Annotated in this window: 20 protein-coding genes and 1 other RNA gene; 16 read left to right on the top strand and 5 right to left on the bottom strand. The window is 55.4% G+C overall.

The features are described from left to right. Nucleotides 1–9: 9 nt before the first annotated feature. On the bottom strand, nt 10–2007 hold the full coding sequence (locus tag B2T33_RS07610; RefSeq protein ID WP_286791630.1) for a methyl-accepting chemotaxis protein: 1998 nt from the start codon (nt 2005–2007) through the stop codon (nt 10–12). A 270-nt stretch (nt 2008–2277) separates the two neighbouring features. Here B2T33_RS07610 and B2T33_RS07615 point away from each other — a divergent pair, with 270 nt between their 5' ends. From B2T33_RS07615 to rnpB, 5 genes are all read left to right on the top strand, one after another. Further along, nucleotides 2278–3015, top strand: coding sequence for a TerB family tellurite resistance protein (locus tag B2T33_RS07615; RefSeq protein WP_064779582.1), 738 nt, complete (start codon nt 2278–2280; stop codon nt 3013–3015). Between the two features lie 123 nt (nt 3016–3138). Continuing rightward, nucleotides 3139–4962, top strand: a complete 1824-nt coding sequence (locus tag B2T33_RS07620) for an ATP-binding cassette domain-containing protein (protein WP_286791631.1) — start codon at nt 3139–3141, stop codon at nt 4960–4962. A 179-nt stretch (nt 4963–5141) separates the two neighbouring features. Beyond that, a complete protein-coding gene (locus tag B2T33_RS07625) occupies nt 5142–6014 on the top strand; it encodes a DMT family transporter (protein WP_286791632.1) in 873 nt (290 codons plus the stop codon). A gap of 5 nt (nt 6015–6019) precedes the next feature. Further along, nucleotides 6020–6772 carry an N-acetylmuramoyl-L-alanine amidase gene (locus tag B2T33_RS07630; protein ID WP_286791633.1) on the top strand — a complete coding sequence of 251 codons (753 nt, stop codon included), beginning with the start codon at nt 6020–6022 and terminating at the stop codon, nt 6770–6772. Between the two features lie 61 nt (nt 6773–6833). After that, nucleotides 6834–7229, top strand: an RNA gene (rnpB, locus tag B2T33_RS07635) — RNase P RNA component class A. 79 nt (nt 7230–7308) lie between these two features. Here rnpB and B2T33_RS07640 read toward each other — a convergent pair. The 4 genes from B2T33_RS07640 to B2T33_RS07655 all read right to left on the bottom strand — a co-directional run bounded on the left by B2T33_RS07640 (nt 7309) and on the right by B2T33_RS07655 (nt 10574). After that, the gene (locus tag B2T33_RS07640) at nt 7309–7929 is read right to left on the bottom strand and encodes a pyridoxamine 5'-phosphate oxidase family protein (RefSeq protein WP_197145594.1); all 621 of its coding nucleotides are present in this window, start codon (nt 7927–7929) and stop codon (nt 7309–7311) included. A gap of 68 nt (nt 7930–7997) precedes the next feature. Beyond that, entirely contained in the window at nt 7998–8546 is a 549-nt protein-coding gene (locus B2T33_RS07645; RefSeq protein ID WP_197145595.1) for a cysteine hydrolase family protein, read from the bottom strand. Nucleotides 8547–8641: 95 nt separating this feature from the next. Then, nucleotides 8642–9703, bottom strand: coding sequence for a magnesium/cobalt transporter CorA (gene corA, locus B2T33_RS07650; protein ID WP_197145596.1), 1062 nt, complete (start codon nt 9701–9703; stop codon nt 8642–8644). Between the two features lie 94 nt (nt 9704–9797). Next, nucleotides 9798–10574 carry an EF-hand domain-containing protein gene (locus B2T33_RS07655; RefSeq protein ID WP_286791634.1) on the bottom strand — a complete coding sequence of 259 codons (777 nt, stop codon included), beginning with the start codon at nt 10572–10574 and terminating at the stop codon, nt 9798–9800. A gap of 546 nt (nt 10575–11120) precedes the next feature. On the opposite strand from B2T33_RS07655, the gene B2T33_RS07660 reads away from it, so the two are divergent. The 11 genes from B2T33_RS07660 (at nt 11121) to murC (ending at nt 24115) form a co-directional block, all read left to right on the top strand. Continuing rightward, a complete protein-coding gene (locus B2T33_RS07660; protein WP_064779590.1) occupies nt 11121–11624 on the top strand; it encodes a division/cell wall cluster transcriptional repressor MraZ in 504 nt (167 codons plus the stop codon). Further along, nucleotides 11621–12607, top strand: coding sequence for a 16S rRNA (cytosine(1402)-N(4))-methyltransferase RsmH (gene rsmH / locus B2T33_RS07665; RefSeq protein ID WP_197145597.1), 987 nt, complete (start codon nt 11621–11623; stop codon nt 12605–12607). The genes B2T33_RS07660 and rsmH overlap by 4 nt, the downstream gene beginning before the upstream one ends. Continuing rightward, the gene (gene ftsL / locus B2T33_RS07670) at nt 12604–13035 is read left to right on the top strand and encodes a cell division protein FtsL (RefSeq protein WP_064779592.1); all 432 of its coding nucleotides are present in this window, start codon (nt 12604–12606) and stop codon (nt 13033–13035) included. The genes rsmH and ftsL overlap by 4 nt, the downstream gene beginning before the upstream one ends. After that, nucleotides 13032–14750: a peptidoglycan D,D-transpeptidase FtsI family protein gene (locus tag B2T33_RS07675; RefSeq protein WP_008889600.1), complete on the top strand. Its 1719-nt coding sequence runs from the start codon at nt 13032–13034 to the stop codon at nt 14748–14750. The genes ftsL and B2T33_RS07675 overlap by 4 nt, the downstream gene beginning before the upstream one ends. Next, nucleotides 14737–16197, top strand: a complete 1461-nt coding sequence (locus tag B2T33_RS07680; RefSeq protein ID WP_197145598.1) for a UDP-N-acetylmuramoyl-L-alanyl-D-glutamate--2,6-diaminopimelate ligase — start codon at nt 14737–14739, stop codon at nt 16195–16197. The genes B2T33_RS07675 and B2T33_RS07680 overlap by 14 nt, the downstream gene beginning before the upstream one ends. Before the next feature lie 59 nt (nt 16198–16256). Further along, nucleotides 16257–17666: a UDP-N-acetylmuramoyl-tripeptide--D-alanyl-D-alanine ligase gene (locus tag B2T33_RS07685; RefSeq protein ID WP_197145599.1), complete on the top strand. Its 1410-nt coding sequence runs from the start codon at nt 16257–16259 to the stop codon at nt 17664–17666. Between the two features lie 45 nt (nt 17667–17711). Next, the gene (mraY, locus tag B2T33_RS07690) at nt 17712–18800 is read left to right on the top strand and encodes a phospho-N-acetylmuramoyl-pentapeptide-transferase (protein WP_197145600.1); all 1089 of its coding nucleotides are present in this window, start codon (nt 17712–17714) and stop codon (nt 18798–18800) included. Between the two features lie 12 nt (nt 18801–18812). Then, complete coding sequence (gene murD / locus B2T33_RS07695; RefSeq protein ID WP_197145601.1) at nt 18813–20219, top strand: UDP-N-acetylmuramoyl-L-alanine--D-glutamate ligase; 1407 nt, start codon at nt 18813–18815, stop codon at nt 20217–20219. Further along, nucleotides 20216–21355 carry a putative lipid II flippase FtsW gene (ftsW, locus tag B2T33_RS07700; protein ID WP_008889595.1) on the top strand — a complete coding sequence of 380 codons (1140 nt, stop codon included), beginning with the start codon at nt 20216–20218 and terminating at the stop codon, nt 21353–21355. Before murD ends, ftsW begins: the two co-directional genes overlap by 4 nt. Before the next feature lie 154 nt (nt 21356–21509). Beyond that, complete coding sequence (gene murG / locus B2T33_RS07705; RefSeq protein ID WP_197145602.1) at nt 21510–22709, top strand: undecaprenyldiphospho-muramoylpentapeptide beta-N-acetylglucosaminyltransferase; 1200 nt, start codon at nt 21510–21512, stop codon at nt 22707–22709. Next, nucleotides 22706–24115 (top strand): UDP-N-acetylmuramate--L-alanine ligase, encoded by a 1410-nt coding sequence (murC, locus tag B2T33_RS07710; RefSeq protein WP_197145603.1) that lies wholly within the window; start codon nt 22706–22708, stop codon nt 24113–24115. The genes murG and murC overlap by 4 nt, the downstream gene beginning before the upstream one ends. Nucleotides 24116–24121: the final 6 nt, after the last annotated feature.

Genomic DNA, 24121 nt, shown 5'->3' on the forward strand with positions numbered 1-24121 from the left:
GCAGACGGCCTATGAAATCGAGCGCATCCTTGCAAGGAAGTTATCGATACGTTCACTCAGACCATCACTTTGACGACCCAGGTTATCGGCCGAACCACGCACATCATCGGCAGCCTCGGTGGTTTCTGCCACCGCCGACGAAACCCCCTGCATCGCGTTTGAGATTTCGGTGGTTGCCGATGCGGCCTGTTCGACATTCTGGGAAATCTCGCTGGTCGCAACGGTCTGTTGTTCGACGGCCGCGGCCACCGCAGATGCCCGTTCGCTGATATCCTTGATCATCTGAACGATGCTATCAATTGCATCGACGGCCGACTGTGTGGCTTGCTGGATATCATTGATCTGGCTTGAAATGTCCTCGGTCGCCTTGGCGGTCTGATTGGCAAGGTTTTTGACCTCGCTGGCAACCACGGCAAAGCCCTTGCCAGCATCACCGGCACGGGCGGCTTCGATCGTGGCGTTCAACGCCAGAAGGTTGGTTTGTTCGGCGATATCGCTGATCAGATTGATGACCTCGCCAATGCGGACTGCGGCCGCATTCAGGCCCTGAATGTCATCGTTGGTTGTCTGGGCACGATCACTCGCCGTCGCCGCCATTTTCGAAGTATCGCTGATCTGACCGGCAATTTCGTGGATAGACGCCGAAAGCTCCGTCGCCGCCGTTGCAACAAGTTGCACGTTTGACGATGCTTCTTCGCTGCCCGCAGAAACAGTTGTCGACTGTTCATTGGCTGTGGCCGCACTGTTGCGCAGAACTTCGGAGACGGAATGCAGCTGTTGAACGGCAGTCCCCACTTCGCTCATCATTGCGACGACATCATCGTCAAATTCGCGAATGTGCTGCTCCTGCTTTTCAATGCGCTGGCGCTGTTTTTCGTCAAGTTCGCGTTGCTGGGCTTCAAGCTTTTGCCGCTCCAGACCGTTTTCGCGGAAGACAACCACAGACCGGCCCATTTCGCCGATCTCATCCTTGCGGTCGGCTTCATCCAGTTTGACGTCAAAATCGTTCTTGGCCAAACGGGCCATCTTGTCGGTCAACCCGGTGATAGCCCGCACGATGGCACGCGCAAGTACCATCGACATCAGGATCATGATGATCGCACCAGCGATAAAGATCGCAAAGGTAACCTGAACCCCTCTATGCGCGATTTGTTCGGCACGTTGTTGCATGTTTTCGGCAACGGTCCGGACTTCATTGCCCAATGTTTCCAGAACCGGCTCGACGGCAGCGTAATATGCACTGAGGCGTTCCAGGGATTCTTCACGTTCAAGAACGGCATCGGCAAGGGTTTTGAAATCCGCCAGATATGAATCCATCAGCTTGCCAAGCTGCTGTTTCTTTTCATCCTGAATGCTGCCGGCGCGCTCAAGCGCAGCCGAGAACTGCTTGGAAGTTGCTTCGACACTTTCGACGTAGGCCGGATCCAGACGGGCGAGAAAATCCTTTTCATCGCGACGCATCTGTAAAACGGCAATCGACAGGTCCTTGGTGCCACTCAGTCCCAGCATCGCCTCAAGCTTGGCCACTTCTGCCAAAGCAGTTTCGACTTCGGAAGCAGCACTGCGCATTTCGCCAAGCAAGCCCGAACTCTCGTCTAGACCAACCTTGCGCTGCAGTTCAACGACAGTGGCGAATTCCGACACATAATTATTGACGGCTGTCTGGACCTGCTCGACCTGCTCAAGAAGGTCACCAAGTTCTTCACGCGCGGAAAGCTTTTCCAGACCGGCCCGGATTTGTGCGGCGGCTTCGGCGTGGGCAGTGACATATTCCTCGCTTCGTCGAATAACAAAGTCTTTCTCGTGCCTACGCGCATCAAGGAATGCGCGCGATACGGTACTTACAGTCCGGGAGTCTTCACTCGCGGCCTTGGCAAGAAGTTGCGCGGATTGGCGCTGTTGATCGGCGACGAATTGTGTGATCCCGACAATAGCGAAAATCACCAGAGCAACGATGCTCAGCAGCGAGATCTGGTAAACCAGCTTCATTCGCGACAAGAAAGACATGCTTCCACCCCTCATTTTCCGGTTCTTGGTTTTATATTTTGTTTTTCAGAACCATAAAACATTCTACCATCAGTAGATATATAAAGACTAAAGTATAGACTAATTACTAATTCCCTCTACCTTTGGCGAAAATTCCCGCAAATTAGGTCATTTCTTTTCATCATCTGCGCACTATGTTTGTGCTTTGCGCGGGTATTGGTACCGATTAATCACCTATCCATTCAGCCAATCGACCGCGCCGGATTACAACAAACAGGATGAAGATCACCCATGAGCATCTGGGGCAAAATTATTGGCGGAACTGCAGGCTTTGCCCTGGGCGGACCATTGGGTGCAATTCTCGGCGCGGCGGCCGGTCATGTCGTTGACAAGATCAAAAGCAATGCACGCGGGCCGCAAATTGGCGGGCATGATCCCCGCCAGATCGCCTTTGCAACCGGTGTGGTCGTGCTGGCCGCCAAGATGGCGAAGGTTGACGGGCATGTCAGCCGCGATGAAGTCAACGCCTTCAAACGCGTGTTCCATATCCCGCCGGGCGAAGAAAAGAATGTCGGTCGCATCTTTGACATGGCGCGGTCGTCGTCAGACGGGTTTGAGGTTTATGCCCATCAGATAGCCACCATGTTTCGCGGTGAACGTGCCATCCTTGAAGGTGTACTCGAGGCGCTTTATCAAATCGCCATGGCCGACGGCGAACTGCACCCGGCCGAACAGGATTACCTTAAAAAGGTCGCCAATATCTTTGGCTTTGCCGAGGTCGACTTTGAACGGGTTCATCATGCCTTCACCGCGTCAGACGGCCCGGATCCCTATGAGCAGCTTGGCCTGACGCGTGATGCCAGTGACGATGACCTGAAATCGGCCCATCGGAAATTGTCGCGCGAAAACCATCCTGACACCCTGATGGCCAAGGGCATGCCGCCGGAATTCATCGAACAGGCCAACGAAAAGATGGCGCGGATCAATGCGGCCTGGGATCAAATCCGCAAAGAGCGCGGTATCCGCTAGCGCGTTCGATCTTCGCGATTATCTCTGTCAAAGTTGATTTCCCTTGCAACGGTGCGCGAATTGCTGTTTGCAGGGGGCCGGTCACTGTGACCCTGTTTTGTTTTCAAACTTGTCGGTTTTTCCATGGCGCCACCGCTGATCAATATTAATGACATTCACCTGACCTTTGGCGGGAATGATCTGTTTTCTGATGTGTCATTTGCCATTGGCGACCGTGATCGCCTGTGCCTTGTCGGGCGCAATGGTGGTGGCAAATCGACTCTTTTGAAAATCATCGCTGGTGAAATCGAACCCGATGGCGGCGAACGCTTTGTTCAGCCAGGCTGCAAGGTGGCCTACCTTAATCAGGAACCGAAATTCGACGGCTATGACACGGTCGAGGATTTTGTGCTTTCGGCCCTTGATGACCATGAACAGGATTATGCCTATCGATCCGACATGTTGCTGGCATCGGTTGATATTGATCCGAAGTCGGACCCCAAACAGCTTTCAGGTGGTGAAGGCCGCCGGGCCGCGATTGCGCGTGCACTGATTGCCGATCCGCAGGTTCTGTTGCTTGACGAGCCCACCAACCACCTTGATTTGCCGACGATTGAATGGCTTGAGGGCGAAATCAAGAATTTCCGCGGTGCTGTTGTGGTGATCTCGCACGACCGTGCATTCCTGAATGCCGTATCGAATGGTGTGCTGTGGCTTGATCGTGGTGTGATGCATCAGGGTGCGATCAACTTTTCCCAGTTCGAGGAATGGTCCGAGGAAATCTATCGCAAGGAAGCCGAGGAACGCGCCAAGCTTGATAAACTGATTGCGCAGGAAACCGTCTGGTCGGTGCAGGGTATTTCAGCCCGCCGCAAACGGAACCAGGGCCGTCTGCGCCGTCTTTATGACATGCGCGCCCAGCGTTCCCAACAGGTTGACCGCATCGGCAACGTGTCGCTTGCGGCCGATGCCGGTGAGACATCCGGCAAGGTCGTGATCGAAGCGACCGATATCGCCAAATCATTTGGCGACCGTCAGATCATCGCTGATTTCTCGACCCGTATTTTACGTGGCGACAAGGTTGGCATTATCGGCCCGAACGGGGCTGGTAAAACCACGCTTTTGAAAATGCTGACCGGTCAGATCGAACCTGACAGCGGCACGATCAAGATCGGCACCAACCTTAATCCAAGCTATTTCGATCAGAAACGCGCCGCCCTTGATGACAGCAAGACCCTTTGGGATACGCTGTGTGATGTTGGTGGCGATCAGGTCATGGTGCGCGGCAATCCGCGCCATGTTGTCAGCTATCTGCGTGATTTCCTGTTTGATGAAAAACAGGCCAGAAGCCCGGTCGGCGCGCTTTCAGGCGGTGAACGCAATCGGCTGTTGCTGGCCAAACAATTGGCCAAGCCGACCAACCTTCTGATCATGGATGAGCCGACCAACGATCTTGATATGGATACACTGGATCTGCTTCAGGAAATGCTGAGCGACTATGAAGGCACGCTTCTTTTGGTCAGCCACGATCGTGACTTCCTTGATCGCGTTGTGACATCATCCATCGTCATGGAAGGCGATGGGACTGCCATTGAATATGCCGGTGGTTATTCCGATTACATTGCCCAACGCAGACTTTCGCGCGCCGAGGCCGCCAAGGAAGAAAAGGCCGCGGCCAAACAGGTCAAAAAAGCCGCACAGGCATCTGCACCGAAATCAAAACCGACGGGCAAGCTGAGCTATAAGGATCAGCGCGAATACGACAATCTGCCTGCTGCGATGGCCAAACTGGAAGCCGAAATCGCCACCCTTGAGGACGCGCTTTCTGACAGCAGCCTGTTCACCAAGGACCCGAACGGTTTCCAGAAAAAGGTGGATCGACTGGATGCTGCGCGCTCAGAACTTGAAGCATCCGAAGAACGCTGGCTGGAACTTGAAATGCTGCGCGAGGAACTTGGTCAGGGCTGACCAAGCTTACGCGAATTTCAAGACAGTTTAGGCATGAGTTGAAAACAACTCATTTGTGCTTTGGGCTGAAACATCGGATCAAGGGACTGGAACCCGTCTAAAAAACTTGGGCGGGGTTGCGTATCTATCTGATATTCTTGGGGTCATTATAATGCCCCTTATTGCCGAAAGGCCCCGTCATGCCGATCAAAGCCGTAATTATGGCCTTTTCCGTCGCCGTCATTTGGGGCGTGAACATGCTGACCGTCAAAGGGGCGGTTGGTGAAATCCCGCCTTTCATCCTGACAGCGATGCGTTTTGCGGCTGTGGCGATCCTGTTGATCCCGTTCACGCAAGTTCCGCGCGGACGTTTTGGCAAACTTGCGCTGATCTCGGTGACCTTTGGCGGTTTGCATTTCGGGGTTCTGTTCTATGCCCTTTCAATGATTGATGCCGGACCGGTCGCCATCATCATTCTTTTGGGCGTGCCGTTTTCGTCGATGCTTGCGACCTATTTCTTTAATGACCGGCTGGGCTGGAAACGGCTTTCGGGTATGGCGCTGGCGTTTATCGGTGTCACCATCATGTTCTGGGACCCGACCATGACCGAACTGCAATTACCACTGCTACTCGTGGTGTTTGCATCCTTCATGTGGGCGGTTGCCAATGTCATGATCAAGAAGCTTGGTGACATTGATACCTTCCAACTGAATGGCTGGATGGCGCTGATGGCGGCCCCGCAATTGCTGATCATGTCCCTGATTTTTGAGCCGAACGGGTTTGAAGCGGTGATGAACGCAAGCTGGGTGGCATATGCAAACCTTGCCTTTACGGTCGTGATGTCATCGATTGTTGCGTATGGCTTCTGGTATCATTTGCTGAAGACGCAGGATGTAAATGTTGTTGTGCCCTGGACCCTGTTGGCACCGGTGATCAGTGTGATGGGTTCGTTCCTTGTATTTGACGAGCCGTTCTCGCTGCTTAAAATCATTGGTGGCATAGTCGTTCTGTGCGGTGTGGCGGTCATCATGCTGCGCAAGCCGGTTCAACGCAAAGCACAGGGAATGGATTGATCCGCATGGGGGAAAAGATCACCAAAACGCGATCAGCGGGAAACATCATTTCCCACCCCTCCCCCAATTTCGGTGATCGTCCGGATGGATGCCCTATTGATACTCTCGTCCTGCATTACACCGGCATGCAATCAGGTGCCGACGCACTTGAACGCCTGTGTGATCCGGAAAGCTCAGTATCAAGTCATTACCTGATCGAGGAAGATGGCCGCATCTTTCAGTTGGTTGATGAAGACAAACGCGCCTGGCACGCAGGGCTTGGCATTTGGCAAGATTGTAGCGATGTGAATTCCCACTCCATCGGGATCGAAATCGTCAATCCGGGACATGAATATGGCTATCGCCCGTTTCCGGAAATCCAGATCAAATCCGTTATAGATCTGACGCAAGACATCCTCAAACGCCATGAGATACCCGCCAGCCGCATTATCGCTCATTCCGATATGGCCCCGTACCGCAAGGAAGACCCGGGCGAACTGTTCCCGTGGCAACAGCTGGCCGAACACGGCATCGGTCTATGGCCCGGATGCCATGGCGTTGCTGAAATCAGTTCCGGTATTTCCGGCACAGCTGCCAGCCCGGATGAGTTCTATCGCCTGCTTGAGACGATTGGTTATGGCGCGGCAGACAACGACGAAGATAAAGCCAAACGCACCATCGCGTTCCAGCGTCATTGGCGGCAAAACGACATTTCCGGTCAAGTCGACGGCGAATGCGTTGCCATTGCCAAGGTGCTTGCCAGCGCGATCACCCGCTAGGCATCCCTGCCTGCACTGCTTTTTCTTGACGCCACCATGGATGTGACCTACATCCCGATCACCAGATGGCCGGATGGCTGCCCTGATTGTTCGCAATCGGGGAGGAAAGTCCGGGCTCCACGGAAACACGGTGCCAGATAACGTCTGGCGGGGGCGACCCTAGGGAAAGTGCCACAGAGAGGATACCGCCGGATCGCGCAAGCCATCCGGTAAGGGTGAAAGGGTGCGGTAAGAGCGCACCGGTCCTTCAGCAATGCGGGACGCATGGTAAACCCCACCGGGAGCAAAACCTAATAGGAATGGTCGGCCGGATGCTTCGGCATTGTCGGCAGGTGAGTTTTCGCACCACCATTCGGGTTGGTTGCAGGAGGCGTTCGGCGACGGACGTCCCAGATGAATAGTCATCCAGTGCGGTTCGCCGCATGGACAGAACCCGGCTTACAGGCCATCTGGTATTATCTTTTCAGACAGAAAAAAGGCGATGACAGTTTCCCGTCATCGCCCGGACCAAATGCGTTCAAACCATGAACAGCAGATCAGCCGCGCTCGGCAATGGATTGCGCGAAATACTTGTCTACTTCTTCCTGCGTGCTTTCGGGGATATCGGACGCTGTCTGATCCTTGATCATCTTGCCTAAGGTCGGAAGCGTTTTGCGTTCGATCCGGGTTTCCGGATCCCACAGCTTGGAACGCATCAGCGCCTTTGCGCAATGCAGGAAGGCTTCCTCAACCGTGACCTTGATCGCGGCAATCGGTGCCTTGGGCGTATCGGCAAACAGCCCCAACAAAGTCGGGTCGGTGCTGATTTCAGCAACACCATTGATGCGCAGCGTTTCGTTCACGCCCGGCACGAAAAACAGCATCCCGACTTTCGGGTTGTCGACGATGTTTGACAGGGTATCGACCCGGTTGTTGCCCGGACGATCCGGCATGACCAGCGTTTTGTCATCAACAACCTTGATGAAACCCGGGCCATCACCACGCGGGCTGACATCTGCATTGCCATTGGTATCTGACGAGGAAATGACCGCAAAGGGCGCAAGCGATATGAAGTGCTTGCAGTGCGGATCAAGTGCCGGCAAACATTTGCTGACAGCAAGTCCAAGCGGCTCTCCGTATATGGCGCGGAGCTTTTCCTGAGTATCGATTTTGGTCATTGCAGATTACCTTTGGCGAGAAACGAGGGCAGAAACTGCTTTAGTTGCGAACGCAAGTCAATTGCCGATTAGTCCGCAATAATTTCCGCGACTGTTTTCACCGCTGCAAACTCGCCATTCAGGCTGGCGAGTGCAACATCGTGAACCATCTGGGCCGGGAAAACCCGCCCGTCTGGCAAGCTGCGATCAAAGGTCGCACAGGCATCCGCCGCAATGGTGGCATCAAATCCAAGATTGGCCGCCATGCGGGTGGTCGTGTTCACGCAATGATCCGTGGTTATCCCGCACAGAACCAGTTTCGAAATGCCTTGCGCACGCAGATCGGCCTCAAGGTCCGTGCCGATCAAGGCAGAATTGACGTTCTTGCCATAGACCGGCTCATCATCCTTGGGCGCAAAACCCGGCTTGAAAGCGTTACCGGGATGGTCGGGATGCAGGCGCGATTGCGGCTCTGTGGAATTATGCTTGGCATGAAACACAGGCCAACCTTTGGCGCGCCAGTGTGCGAGCAGTTTTTCGCCGTTGGCTTCGGCGTCGGGGTTATTGCGATTACCCCAATATTCAGGGTCATCAAATCCCTTCTGCCAATCAATCAGGATCAGGGCGGTCTTGCTCATTTGTGGGGCTCCGATGGTTGGTGAATGTGCTGGCCAATCTAGCAGCGCAAAGACTGTCTAAAAGGACAGAAGCCCCACGCATTTCGCCATTTGGCTCAAAGCCATCCTTTGCGCTTGAAATACAGCAGCGGCAGGACGGCTGACAGCACCATCAGGCCGATTGCGACCGGATAGCCGAACTCCCACCCCAGTTCCGGCATGAATTCGAAGTTCATGCCATAGATGCTGGCAATCAGGGTCGGCGGCAGGAAGGCGGCGGCGGCGACCGAGAAGATCTTGATGATGTTGTTCTGCTCAAGGCTGATCATGCCAAGTGTCGCATCAAGCAGGAAGGTCACCTTGTTGGCGATAAAATTGGCGTGCTCGGTAATCGAGACAATGTCACGTGACAGGATCTTGAGCCGCGCCTTGGCATCCTTTTTAAGCCGCGCCTGCGTTGAGAGGAACAATCCCAGGCGATGCAGGTTCAAAAGGCTGTCCTTGGCCTTGCCCGACAGGTTACCGGTACGCCCGATCTGACGCAGGGTTTCGCGGTGATCCGCATCCGAGCTATTCTCGTCGGGGCTGATAAAGACCTGATTGGACAGGCCTTCAAGATCGGTCGCCGTTTGCTCCATCAGGTCGGCAAGTCGATCAACAATCTGTTCAAGCAGACCAAACAGAACGGCCTCGGCGCTATTGGCAAGCGACGGGCTGCGTTTCACACGACGGATGAAGGTCTTGAACGGTACTGGATCGGCATAACGCACAGTGATCAGGGTTTTCTTGACCAGAATAAATGTCACCGCCGTGGTTTGCGGCGCATCGGTGGTTGCCTTGGTCAGAACCGAAACCGTCATGAACAACGCACCGTCTTCGTCATACAAGCGCGATGAAAGTTCGATTTCCTGCATTTCTTCGCGCGTCGGTATTTCAATGCCAAAACGTTCTTCGATCTCGTGAATTTCATCGGGCGTCGGGGCATGCAAATCGACCCAAACCGGAAGACGTTCGGCCTTGGCAGCAGCCGGTTTGGCGGCAGATTGTTCAGAAGGCGTGTTTGCGGCCTCGGCTGCCTGCCCGCTGTCACCGACGGCGCTATCAGAAGCAGCCGGACTGGCGGTATTGCCGCTGTCGGTGTTTGCGCGCACCGGGGCAAAGAATTCGTTGGTGTCCATGAGCCTCTCCGTCTCTTCCGGCTTGCCGATGGTTACGGATGCCAGTTTATTGAATGCTTGTCATGTGATGAATGCGTTTCCAAGTAACGCAGCCCTAGAATGGCAAAACCGTCTGGAACGAAAACGGATCAATATCCGCTTCCGCTCCGCGCTTTTCATCATAGGTCGCATGCACCTGCGCCATGAATTCTTCCTTGCTGATCATCTTGTCGCCATCGGCATCAAATTCCGGAAACAGCAATTCAAGTCGGCGGCTTTCGGTGCGCAATCTTTGTCGATTGGCATCCGAAGAACCCGGCAATTTTTCAACCGCGGCAAATTCGCGCGCCACCAAAACATTATCGCCAGTGATATCGCGCCGCCGGAACATCCAGCTGGCATATGCGGCAGCCTCATCCGCGCTGATACGACCATCCTGGTCGATATCAACCGGGTGGTATTGTTCGCGATAGACTTTGACCTGTTCTGGAATGCCCGATGGGGCGACGCCCGCGCCCCCATTTTGCTGGGCTAGCGCCTTTGCGATGGCCTCATTCAATCCGGGGATGTTCGACACACCGTCGCCTGTCATACTGGGAACGCTGGCACCTGCACCAGAACCATCCCCATTCAGGCCATTTAGCCCCGAAAGCCCGCCCAGTCCAAACTGCGACATCAGTTCCGGATTGTTTTGCAGTTGTTGCATGATCAAGGGCAGCAATTCACGCATCTGTGGTGATGAAACTTCGGGCGAATTTGATCCGCCACCGGCCGGGTCAAGACTGAGCCCCTGTGCCGTGGCCACCCCACCCGTAACGGTGTTCAGCCCGGGAACCAAAACGGTCCAGGAAAATGCACAACCCATTAATAGAATGGCAGCTTTTATCCGCAACAATCGCTTCCTTCGTTTCACTGACGCTGCCCCGCGCCAGAGGACCACGCCCCATTCGGGGACATTTTCATTCGTGATGGCCGATCAAAACCATCAGAGATCATTTCGACATTTTGCAGGAGTTTGCCCGCGCATCAAACCCGATTGGCCATCAAATCGCAAATTGTCTTCGACAACCCCATTCAGATCCAATTCTTGAACTGGTCCATCAAAACCCAAAATCCGGTTTTTCGATGGTCTTCCCATGGGTCCCCATGGAACGGAATTGGGATTTTATGGGCAGAAGATGGATCGCCGCCGGTTTTCTCGCATTTTTGGCCGATTTCAGCCTTTCTGCATATACCGCGGAAACCCTCGGGAAGTGCCAAAACGTCACATTCTTGCCCATCAAATCCCATTGACCCCCATGATTTCCCATGGTACCCCATAAAGAGGCACAAATTCCGTGCCACGCGGGGCATATCCATTTCAGACACACGACAGTCGCAAGACAGCCCATGAGGGCCAGTGTTCTGAGATCGGTTTTTTGATCAGGGGAATGGCGAAGTGCTGTTCACAGGGACGCACATTCACAAGCTGGACCGGAAGGGACGCGTATCCGTCCCCAAACGGTTCCGTGCGGCCCTCGATACCGAAGAATTCGCCGGCATCTACCTGTATCAATCCCACAAGGAAAGCGCACTTGAAGGCTGCAGCCACAGCCATATGGAGCGCATTGCCGCATCGCTTGATGAACTCGACATGTTTTCTGACGAGGCCGACGATCTGGCAGACACCATCCTTGGCTCCTCGCATATGCTTCCTTACGACGGCGAAGGCCGCATCATTCTGCCCGCAGAATTGATCGAGTTCGCCCGCATCGAAGATCAGGTCGCCTTTGTCGGCCGTGGTCGCACCTTCCGCCTGTGGAACCCTGACATCTTCAAGCCCCTGCAAGAAGCCAGCCGGACCCGCACGCTTAACCGTGGTGCGACATTGAAGCTCAAACCGATGACTGAACTCCCCAGAGGTGCACGTCCCGGCACCGCAACGGAGGAGGACGCATCATGAGCAGCAATGACCTAAGCTTTGCCACTGAAGATCGTCCGCACAAGCCGGTCCTGCTCCGCGAGGTCCTAGAAGCCCTTGCACCGCGTGACGGCGAGATCATGGTTGACGGTACCTTTGGCGCAGGCGGTTACTCCCGCGCCATTCTTGACTCTGCCAACTGCGAACTTTACGGCATCGACCGCGACCCGACCGCTGTTGCCACCGGCAAAAAGCTTGAAGCCGAATATGACGGCCGCTTCCACATGGTCGAGGGCTGCTTTGGCGATATGGCCAAACTTGTCCCGGCGGCAGGTGCGCAGCAGGTCGATGGTATCGTTCTTGATATCGGCGTTTCGTCGATGCAGCTTGATCAGGCCGATCGCGGATTTTCGTTCCGCGAAGACGGTCCGCTTGATATGCGCATGTCGATGTCTGGACCGACGGCGGCCGATTTCGTCAATACCGCCGAAGAAGAAGACATCGCCAACGTCGTTTACCGCTATGGCGAGGAACGCGCATCGCGCAAGGTCGCGCGCAAGATTATCGAAATGCGCGCAGAGGAACCCTTTACCACCACATCCCAGCTCGCCCGTGCCGTGCGTTCTGTGGTGCGCAAATCCAAGGACGGCATTGATCCCGCCACACGGACGTTCCAGGCGCTGCGTATTTACGTCAATGATGAGCTTGGCGAACTTGAACGCGCCATGGATGCCGCTGAAACGCTGCTGAAACCGGGTGGCCGTCTGGTGGTTGTGACTTTCCATTCGCTTGAAGACCGGCAGGTCAAAACATTCATGAAGGAACGCTCTGGCGATCCAAACAAGATGTCACGTCGCCTGCCCGGTGAACCGGAAGTCGCCATTCCGACCTTTACGACAATTACACGCAAGGCCGTCACCGGTCAGAAAGATGAAATTCGCGCCAACCCGCGCGCACGTTCGGCAAAACTGCGCGCTGTTGCGCGCAACGACCAACCGGCTACATCGCAGGGAGGTCGCAAATGACCCGTGCGGTAACCATCATTGGCCTTGTTTTGACCATCCTGATCGGCACCGGCACCTATTGGGTCAGCCATCAGGTCGAACGTCTTGAAAAACGTTATGCAGATATTCAGTCCGACATTCTGGCCGAACAGGAAAGCATCCATGTTCTTCAGGCCGAATGGAGCTATCTGAACAATCCGGAACGTATCGAACGCCTGTCCAGACAGTATCTGAGCCTTGCCCAGATTGACGTGCTTCAGATGGCAAGCATCGACGATCTGCCCGAAGACGCCGATCTGCATCAGTATCGCATCAACAAGTTTGGCGAGGCGGTTGCCTTCATGCCCGTCCCGCGCGCCCGTCCGGGTGATCTGATGTATGACGAGGCGGCTGATACCATGATCATTGATGCCCCGTCCGTCGCGACCGAAACGGGAGGCGCACAATGAGCCTGACCCGTTTTTCATACTGGCTGCGTGGCGACCGTCCGGAACTGGGCCCGGATCAGCGCGAACGTCTTGCGCTTGAAACCGCGCGCAACCGTATCTTTATCACCGGCGCGATGTTCATCATCGGTTTTTGCTGGATCACCTATGGCCTGATTGATGCATCGGTTCTGCGTCAGGGCAATGAACCGGCTGTCGCATCCGGAACCGATACCCGTGAACTCAAGACCGAGCGCGCCGATATCGTTGATCGCAACGGTATGTTGCTGGCGACCGACCTTCCGACCAATTCGCTTTATGCCGATGCCCGTGTCGTCAAGGACCCGGTTGAGTCCGCCGACCTTTTGTTGACCGTATTGCCTGATCTGGACCGCGATTCACTGATCCGTCATCTGAGTTCGCGCAAGGCATTCGTATGGCTGCGCCGTAACCTGACGCCGGAACAGCAATATGACGTCAACTCGCTTGGCATTCCGGGATTGAATTTCCAGCGTGAAGAACGCCGCGTTTATCCGCATGGGCGTCTTCTGTCACATGTTCTGGGCTTCACCGACATCGACAATAACGGCATCGCCGGGGCTGAGCGCGAATTTGACAACGAATTGCGCATCAATAACGGCCCACTGGAACTTTCGCTTGATACCCGCGTGCAATACGCGCTTGCCGAAGAAGTCGAAAACGCGATGGAAACCTACAGCGCGGTTGGTGCGGCAGGCCTTGTGATGGATGTCTATACCGGCGAAGTCGTTGCGATGACATCGCTTCCGAACTTTGACCCCCATCGCCCGGGCCAGGCACCAGCCGATGCACGCTTTAACCGATCCACGCTTGGCGTTTACGAAATGGGTTCGGTGTTCAAGCTGTTTAACACGGCCATCGCGCTTGAAACCGGCACATCGACGCTGAATTCGGTCTATGACGCGACTGAACCGCTGGCAATTGGCGGGTTCCGCATTCGTGACTATCACGGCGAGAATCGCTGGCTGACCCTGCCGGAAATCCTTGTTCACAGCTCGAACATCGGGTCAGCCCGCATGGCAATGGCATTTGGCGGCGAGACCCAGCAAAAATACCTTAAAAAGCTTGGCATGCTCGACAAACCGCAGATCGAGCTTCCTGAAGTTGGCGGACCGCTTGTGCCCAATCCGTGGCGCGACATCAACACCATGACGATTTCATTCGGTCATGGTCTGGCCGTGACCCCGCTTCAGGTTGTCAGTGGCATTTCCACCCTTGTGAATGGTGGTATTCGCCGCCCTGCGACCATCCTCAAACAGGACGGCGCACCGGCAGGCGAACGTGTATTTTCCCAGAAAACGTCGGAACTGCTGCGTCGCCTGATGCGACTGGTCGTAACCGACGGTTCTGGCAAGAACGCCGAAGTGGCGGGTTACTTCCTTGGCGGGAAGACCGGGACTTCGGAAAAACTCGTGAACGGGCGCTATGTCAAGAACGCCCGCATGTCGACCTTTGTCGCCGCCTTCCCGATGCAGGACCCGAAATATGTGGTTCTGGTGACGTTGGACGAGCCCAAAGGCACTAAAGAAACTTATGGATTTGCCACAGCAGGTTGGGTGTCCGCCCCTGCAGTTGGCAAGGTTGTGACACGTATTGCTCCCCTTTTGGGCATTGAACCGGCGAATGCGAAGGCGCCGGAGATTGAGCAAGCGCTGCAGATCGAACTTCGCAAGGGGGAACGCAAACTTGCGTCTTTCTGAGCTCATGGCAGGTGATCAAGCGGCATTGAAACATGCCGAAGGACAGGACCCGGATATCACGGGCCTGACAGCAGACTCACGCACCGTGAAGGATGGCTATATGTTTGCCGCCCTGTCCGGTGCACGCGATGACGGTTCCAAGTATATCGCCGATGCGATCAAGCTTGGTGCCGCGGCCATCCTTGCAAAGGATGGAACGCCAAGACCGGCAGCCCCCACGGTTCCGCTGATCCCGGTGGAAAACCCGCGCAAACGTTATGCCCAGCTTGCCGCCCGTTTCTATGGCAAGCAGCCGGCAAACATCGCGGCGATCACGGGTACCAACGGCAAAACATCCACGGCGATCTTTACCGAGCAGCTCTGGACGATCCTTGGCAACATGTCGGGATCGATCGGAACGCTTGGCATTCGGGCCGCTGGGGCAAAGATCCCCGGATCGCTGACCACGCCCGATCCGGTTGCCCTGCACCAAAGCCTTGATGAAATGTGTGGCATTGGTGTTACACATGTCGCGATGGAGGCAAGCTCGCACGGGCTGGATCAATACCGCCTCGATGGCGTGAAGGTCACGGTGGCCGCCTTTACCAACCTGTCGCGTGATCATCTGGACTATCATGGCACGTTTGAAAAATACTTTGCCGCCAAGGCCCGCCTGTTCTCGGACCTTCTGGTCGCAGACGGCACGGCAGTGCTTAATGCCGATGTCGAACAGTTCGGCCTTCTGAAAGAACTTTGCGCCAAGCGCGGCATCAATGTGATGTCCTATGGCCAGAATGCCGATGACATCAAACTGATCAAGGCAACCCCTGACAGCACCGGCACCCAGATCAGCCTTGCTGCCAACAAGGGCGAATACAACATCCACCTGCCGCTGATGGGCAGCTTCCAGGTGATGAATGCACTGGCCGCCCTTTCCATCGTGGTGGCATCGGGTGCTGACCTTGATCAGGCAGTCCTTGCGCTTGAAAAGCTTGAAGGTGTGCGTGGTCGTCTTGAGCTGGTTGGCAAAACCAGCTTTGGCGCACCGGTCTTTGTTGATTATGCCCATACGCCAGATGCGCTTGAAACCGTGATCAAGGCCGTCCGTCCGCATTGCAAAGGCCGCCTTGTTTGTGTATTCGGGGCCGGTGGAGACCGTGACGTCGGCAAACGCCCGTTGATGGGACAGGTTGCCCACGACTTTGCCGATATTGCCATCATCACCGATGACAACCCGCGCAGCGAAGATCCGGCCACCATTCGGGCGGCGATCAAGGTCAAGTGCGAAGGTGCCGTCGAGATCGGTGATCGCGCCGAAGCGATCAAACGCGGCATTGGCATTCTTCAGCGCAACGATGTGCTGATTATTGCTGGAAAAGGCCATGAAAGAGGCCAGGTTGTCGGTGATACGGTCCTTCCATTCGATGATGCATCCGTTGCCCGCAGCATTCTTGCGGGTGGCAACTGACCTTAATTCCCGTTACGGCGCTTTGGCCGTGATGGTCTGAGCGAAAAGAAAGTGACGTTATGACGCAGGCTGTTTTATGGACCGCACAGGATGCCGCGAGTGCAACCGGTGGCAAAACCACAGGGGACTGGACGGTAACCGGCATCTCGATTGACAGCCGCAAAGTCAGCGAAGGCGATCTTTTCATCGCCCTTAAAGGCCCGAATTTCGACGGTCACAAATTCGCCCAGGCCGCCCTTGATGCCGGCGCACATGCCGTCATGGTCTCGGATGCCAAAGGCATCACCGATACCGACAAGGTTCTGCTGGTTGATGACACGATGGCAGCCCTTGAGCGCCTTGGCCTTGCCGGACGAGCGCGCAGCAAAGCCAAAATCGTTGCCATCACCGGCAGTGTCGGCAAAACCGGCACCAAGGAAGCCCTGAAATACGTTCTGTCCCAGCAGGGGAAAACCCATGCCAGCCCGGCCAGCTTCAACAATCATTGGGGCGTGCCGATTACTCTGGCAACCCTGCCCGCCGATGCCGACTTTGGTGTTTTTGAAATCGGCATGAACCATCCGGGCGAAATCAGCAAGCTTGTCAAAATGGTCAAGCCAAGTGTAGCCGTGATCACAACGGTGGTCGGCGCCCACACCGAATTTTTCAAGGACGAAGCCGAAATTGCCATGGCCAAGGCCGAGATTTTCGATGGCCTTGATCAGGATGGCACGGTCATTCTGAACCGCGACAACATGCATTACTTCGCCCTTGCCCGGCGTGCCAAGGAACTTGGCCTTGGCAACATCAAGTGCTTTGGCACCGATGCCATGGCGAACTATCGCCTGTTTGAAGCCAACATCGTCACCGATGGCAGTGCCGTCCGCGCACGTGTCGGTGGACGCGACCTTGAATATTTCATCGGCTGCCCCGGTGAACACTGGGTTCTGAATTCGCTTGCGGTGCTCGGATGTGTTGACGCGATTGGCGCTGACCCGGTACGTGCCGCGCAGGATCTGGCGGATGTTACACCGCCTGCCGGTCGTGGTGAAACACACACGGTCAAGCTGCCCTCCGGCGATGGAACCTTTACCCTGATTGATGATGCCTATAACGCCAATCCGACCTCGATGATGGCGGGGATTAAGGTCCTGTCACAGACCAAACCGGGTGACGGCGGACGCAGGATTGCCGTTCTGGGCGAAATGCGCGAACTCGGCGATATCGCACCCAAAATGCATGCCGATTTGCATCAACCGCTGACCGCACTTGAAATTGATCGGGTTTACTCGGTTGGGCCGATGATGGCTGAACTCGATAAAACCCTGCCTTCCGAACGAAATGCTGGCCATTTTGACACAGCCGAAGACGCAATTGAGCCAATAAAGGCCGATTTGCGCGATGGCGATGTGGTTTTGGTCAAAGGATCGCTTGGCATTTACGTTTCGAAAATTGTATCGGCCTTAAAATCCTGTGGCGTGGTGGAATAATCCACAACCGCAACAGGATAAGTCGCAAAAGGAACGACCAGAGCAATGCTCTATAATCTGCTTTATCAATTTGCTGATCAGATGCCGGTACTGAACCTGTTTCGGTATATCACCTTCCGTACGGGTGGTGCGATCATCACGTCGCTTGTGCTTGCCTTTGTGATCGGCCCGCACCTGATCAACTGGTTGCGTTCCAAACAAAGCGAAGGCCAACCGATCCGCGAAGACGGCCCTGAAAGCCACCTTTTGACCAAAAAAGGCACGCCGACCATGGGCGGGCTTTTGTTGTTGCTGTCAACATCGATTGCCACCCTGCTTTGGGCCGACCTCACCAACCCTTATGTCTGGGCGGTTTTGCTGGTCACCATCGGCTATGGCTTCCTTGGTTTCCTTGATGACTTCCTGAAAGTTTCCAAGCGCAACACCAAAGGCCTTCCGGGTAAGCTCAAACTTCTTGGGCAGTTTTCCATCGCGGCCCTTGCCGCATGGTGGATTTCGTATAACACCGCCGATCCGCTTTCGACCGCACTTGCCTTCCCGTTCTTGAAGAATTTCCTTTTGGATCTGGGCTGGTTCTTTGTGCCGTTTGCCATGTTTGTCATGGTCGGTGCTTCGAACTCGGTGAACCTGACGGATGGCCTTGATGGTCTGGCGATTGTGCCGGTGATGATTGCCGCGGCCAGCTTCGCGCTGATTACCTATCTGATCGGTAACGTTCAGTTCGCCGAATACCTGCAGGTCCATTACGTTGCCGGTTCTGGTGAGTTGACCATTTTCCTTGGCGCCCTGGTTGGTGCCGGCCTTGGATTCCTTTGGTACAACGCGCCGCCTGCGATGGTATTCATGGGGGATACCGGATCCCTTGCCCTTGGTGGTGCTTTGGGTGCGGTTTCGGTTGTCACCAAGCACGAACTGGTTCTGGCGATCATTGGTGGCCTGTTTGTTCTGGAAACCCTGTCGGTAATCATTCAGGTCGGGTCCTACAAACTGACTGGCAAACGCGTGTTCCGCATGGCCCCGCTTCATCACCATTTCGAGAAAAAGGGCTGGCAGGAACCGACCATCGTGATCCGGTTCTGGATCATTGCTGTGATCCTTGCCCTGGTTGGACTTGCAACCCTGAAGCTTCGTTAAGGACATACTGAATTGATTGATCTTTCACATCTGCGCGGCAAAACCATCACGGTTCTGGGTCTTGGGAAATCCGGACTTGCCAGTGTGAAGGCATTGATCAATGCAGGTGCCATCGTCTGGGCGTGGGATGACAACGCATCATCACGTGAACAGCTTGAACCGCTTGGCCTTGCCCCGATTAATCTGGCGGAATGTGACTGGACAGAACCCGACATGCTGGTGATCAGCCCGGGTATTCCGTCCACCTTCCCGACCCCGCATCCGGCGGCTGAAAAGGCACGCCGTGCGGGCAAACCGATCATTTGCGACGTCGAGTTGCTTTGTGTGGCGCAGCCTGATGTGCCCACACTTGCCATCACCGGCACCAACGGCAAATCAACCACCACAGCACTGACCGCCCACATCATCGGGCAGGCCGGGATCAAGACGCAGGCGGGCGGCAACCTTGGCAATGCGGCCCTAGGGCTTGAACCCTCCACCGCCGATGATTGTCTGGTTCTTGAACTGTCATCCTATCAGCTTGAACTGCTGGAACATGCGGCCTTTGATGCCTGTGCGCTTTTGAACATCACGCCGGATCATCTGGATCGTCATGGCGGACTGGATGGCTATATCGGCGCCAAGCACCTGATCTTTGCCCGTGCAAAGGGGCCGAAATGGGCGATCATTTCCATTGATGACGAGCCGTGTACCAAAATGGCGGTTGAACTGGCCCGTGAAGGCGGTCGGCACATCATCGAGGTTTCCGTCAAGCAACCGGTCGATCACGGCATCTATGTTGATGCGGATGGCTGGCTGATTGATGACATGACCGGCGCGCAAACCCGTATTCTGGACCTTGCGACCGTCAACCAGATGCCCGGACGCCACAACTGGCAAAACATTGCCTTTGCATATGGGCTCTGCCGTGCGCGCGGTGTGGATGCCACCCGGATCATTGACGGGATCATGTCCTTCCCGGGTCTGGCACATCGACAGGAATTGCTCGGCACCATTGATGGCGTGGTGTTTATCAATGACAGCAAGGCCACCAATGCCGAGGCATCAGAAAAGGCGCTTTCGGCCTATCACAACATCTACTGGATTGCCGGTGGTAAACCCAAGGAAGGCGGAATTGAGGGATTGCAGGAATTCTATCCCCACATCAAGAAAGCCTATCTGATCGGTGCCGCGACCAACGAATTTGCCGAAACCCTTGGTGATGATCTGCCATGGGAGAAATGCGAAACCCTTGATGTCGCAACCAAAATGGCCTTTGCCGACGCCAAGTCCAGCGGTGATCACAAACCGGTGGTGATGCTCACCCCGGCCTGCGCATCGTTTGATCAGTTTAAAAGCTTTGAGGCGCGCGGCGATGCCTTCCGCGATCTGTACAACGCATTGGCGAGTGGTGACATGACCGGGAAGGCAAACGCATGAAGTCCCTGTTTGGTCATAACACGAATATCGCCTTTTCGCGTGCCGATACCTCGGTTCTGGGGATCTGGTGGTGGACGGTCGATCGCTGGTTGCTGGCGGCCATCATCCTTCTGATGGGGATTGGCGCGCTTCTGGTGATGTCGGCAAGTCCGCCGGTTGCTGATCGCATCAATGTTGACAGTTTCCACTTTGTCACCCGCCAGTTCGTTTTCCTTGGCATGGCGACAGTCTGCATGTTTGCCATTTCGCTGTTGCCGGTGAAATGGGTGCGGCGTCTGGCGTCCTTCATGTTTCTGGGTGTGCTCTTTTTGCTGATCATCACCCCGTTCATCGGATCAGACATCAAGGGTGCAGTACGCTGGATCAACGTTGCCGGGATCAACCTGCAACCGTCCGAATTCCTCAAACCGGCCTTTGCGGTTGTCATTGCCTGGATGTTTGCCGAAGGGCGTCTCAACCCCAATTTCCCGGGCTATATCGTTTCAAGCCTGATGCTGGCTGTTTGTATCTTCCTTCTGATGATCCAGCCGGACTTTGGTCAGACCGTTGTCATCACCTCGATCTGGTCGGTGCAGATCTTCCTTGCCGGACTTCCGATCATTCTGGTGTTCTGTCTTGGGCTTGGCGCCGTTGGACTGGCCGTTACGGCCTATCTGATCTTGCCGCACGTTCAGTCGCGTGTGGACCGCTTCCTTGATCCGGCATCTGGTGACAGCTATCAGATCGAACGATCCATGGAAGCCTTCATGAGTGGTGGCATCATGGGCCGTGGCCCGGGAGAAGGCTGGGTCAAGAACTCCATCCCGGATGCCCATTCCGACTTCATCTTTGCCGTCGCTGGCGAGGAATTCGGTCTTCTGTTCTGTGTGCTGGTTGTCGGTGTCTTTACCTTCATCATCATGCGCGGTCTTTCGCGCCTGATGGGGGAACGCAACCTGTTTGTCGTTCTGGCCGTCACCGGCATTCTGGTTCAGTTCGGCTTGCAGGCCGTGATCAACATGGCTTCCACCCTGCAGTTGGTCCCGCCAAAGGGCATGACGTTGCCGTTTGTTTCCTATGGCGGGTCGGCCACGATCGGGATTGCGATTGGCATGGGATTTGTTCTGGCACTAACGCGAAAACGACCCGGCGAATAATTGCCATCACCCCTTTAAAACTTTCTGCATCAAAACGACAAAATCAGGTGTTATTCCACGCCCGGTTTGAAGGGATATTAACCTTTGTCGGGTTCTGATGGGGGTAACTGTCGGGGACCCTCCCCGCACTGCCGTCGTTTTAGATGTGGACAAGATGACTGACTTCGCTAACCCAGAACTTTCTGCCGTCGAGACACCGCTCGCAGGTCAGGTGATCGCCGTAACATCCGGTGGCACTGGCGGGCATATGTTTCCGGCTGTTGCCTTGTCCAAATCGCTGGTGCGTCGTGGTGCAAAGGTCCTGTTTTTCACCGATGCCCGTGCCGCACGCTATACCGAGGGCGTTGACGGCGTCGAAACCGTCATCCTGCCGGCCGGCGGCATTGCCGGCAAAGGCATCAAAGGCCGCCTGATCGGGGCCGCCCGGCTTGGCCTTGGCACGCTCAAGGCCCGCAAACGGATCAAAAAGACCAAACCCGCGGCCGTGATCGGCTTTGGTGGTTATGCCTCTATCCCGGCGACCATGTCGGCCAAGTGGCTTGGCATTCCCTATGCCATTCATGAACAAAACGCGGTTTTGGGCCGTGCTAACCGTCTTGTTGCCAGCAACGCACAGCGCATCGCGACATCCTTTGCCAAGGTCACGATGATTGCATCAAGTGACGAGGCCAAAGTGATCTGGACGGGCAATCCTGTCCGTGCCGAGGTCGCAGCCCTTGCCGCAACCGAGTACGAGGCCCCGACCAGCGACGGTCCGATCCGCCTTCTGATCACGGGCGGATCACAAGGCGCACGCATCCTGTCGGAAGTTCTGCCAACCGCACTGGTCAACCTGCCGGAGGCCATCCGCAAACGCCTGATTGTTACCCAACAGGCGCGAGAAGAAGATATCGATACGGTACGCAAGACCTATGACGGATCGCAAATCGACGTGACCCTGGCATCCTTCATCAGTGATATCCCCGAACGCCTGCGCGATTGCCATCTGGTAATTGCCCGTTCGGGGGCGTCGACTGTGGCGGAACTGACCGCGGCTGGACGTCCTGGTTTTCTCGTACCCCTGCCCCATGCCATTGATGATCATCAGCGTTACAATGCCCAGCAGATCGAAGATTCTGGTGGTGCGTGGCTGATGCCACAAGAACGTTTTAGCAGTGAGGCCGTCACAGATCGCCTGGCAAAACTTTTAACCAACTCCGCGGCGCTTACCCGTGCGGCAAAAGCCGCCAAAAGCAGTGGGCGCGCCAATGCCGCAGAGCGTTTGGCTGACATGGTGCTTGATATGCTGGGCCTGAACCCGGCAGGAAGCCCGGATAACAAAAACATGACGCAAGACCGAGGAGACTCTCAATGAACACCCTGCCGCTCAACATCGGCACCATCCACTTTGTCGGTATTGGTGGCATCGGCATGTCCGGTATTGCCGAAATCCTCAATAACCTCGGCTATTCCGTTCAGGGGTCGGACATTTCAGACAATGCCAATGTGCAGCGCCTGCGCGCCCTTGGCATCAAGGTCTTTGTCGGCCACAAGGAAGAAAACGTCGAAGACGCCAAGGTTGTTGTGATTTCAACCGCCGTCAAGCCGACCAACCCCGAAGTCGTTGCCGCGCGTGCCGCGATGATCCCGGTCGTGCGTCGTGCTGAAATGCTGGCCGAATTGATGCGTCTTAAGGCCGCCATTGCGATTGGCGGCACGCACGGCAAAACCACGACCACATCGCTGGTTGCGACCATGCTGGATGCGGCTGGCCTTGATCCTACAGTGATCAATGGCGGGATCATTAATTCATACGGCACCAATGCCCGCCTTGGCGAAGGCGACTGGATGGTGGTTGAGGCCGATGAGTCTGATGGTACCTTTGTCAAAGTACCGTCGACGATTTCAGTCGTGACCAACATTGACCCGGAACATCTGGATCACTGGAAAGATTTCGATCAACTGCGCGAAGCCTTCAAGAACTTCGTTCAGAACATCCCGTTCTATGGCTTTGCCGTTCTGTGCATCGACCATCCCGAAGTCCAGGCCCTTATCGGGCGCGTCACGGATCGCCGCATTTTCACGTTCGGCTTTTCGCCGCAGGCCGATGTCCGTGCGGTTAATGTGCGCACCAATATCGGCGACACCGTATTTGATGTCGTGATCCGCGAACGCGTCGATAGCGAAGAACGCGTGATCAAGGATGTCCGTTTACCGATGGTAGGCGATCATAACGTTTCGAACTCGTTGGCGGCGATCACGGTCGCGCTTGAACTTGGCATCCCGGATGAGAAAATCGTATCCGCCTTTGATGGCTTTACCGGCGTTAAACGTCGCTTCACCAAAACCGGTGAAGTCGATGGTGTCACCATTATCGACGATTATGGTCACCACCCGGTTGAAATCAAGGCGGTGCTGAAGGCCGCCCGTCAGGCAACCCAGAACAACGTGATTGCTGTGGTTCAGCCGCACCGTTATTCGCGCCTGCATGACCTGTTTGAAGATTTCTGCACCTGCTTTAACGATGCTGACAGTGTGATTGTTGCCGACGTTTACGAAGCCGGTGAAAGCCCGATTGAAGGCGCATCGCGTGATGCCCTTGTTGAAGGCCTGCGCAACCGTGGCCATCGCCATGTCAGCGCACTTGCAGGGCCGGAAAAACTGGCCGAAGTCATCAAAGCCGAAGCAAAGCCGGGCGATCTTGTTGTTTGCCTTGGTGCTGGTTCCATCAGCGCATGGGCAAATGCCCTGCCCGCCCAACTTGAAGCGATCAAGAACTGAGGCAGA

The organism is Thalassospira sp. UBA4513 (assembly GCF_002388495.1).
GTDB lineage: Bacteria > Pseudomonadota > Alphaproteobacteria > Rhodospirillales > Thalassospiraceae > Thalassospira > Thalassospira tepidiphila.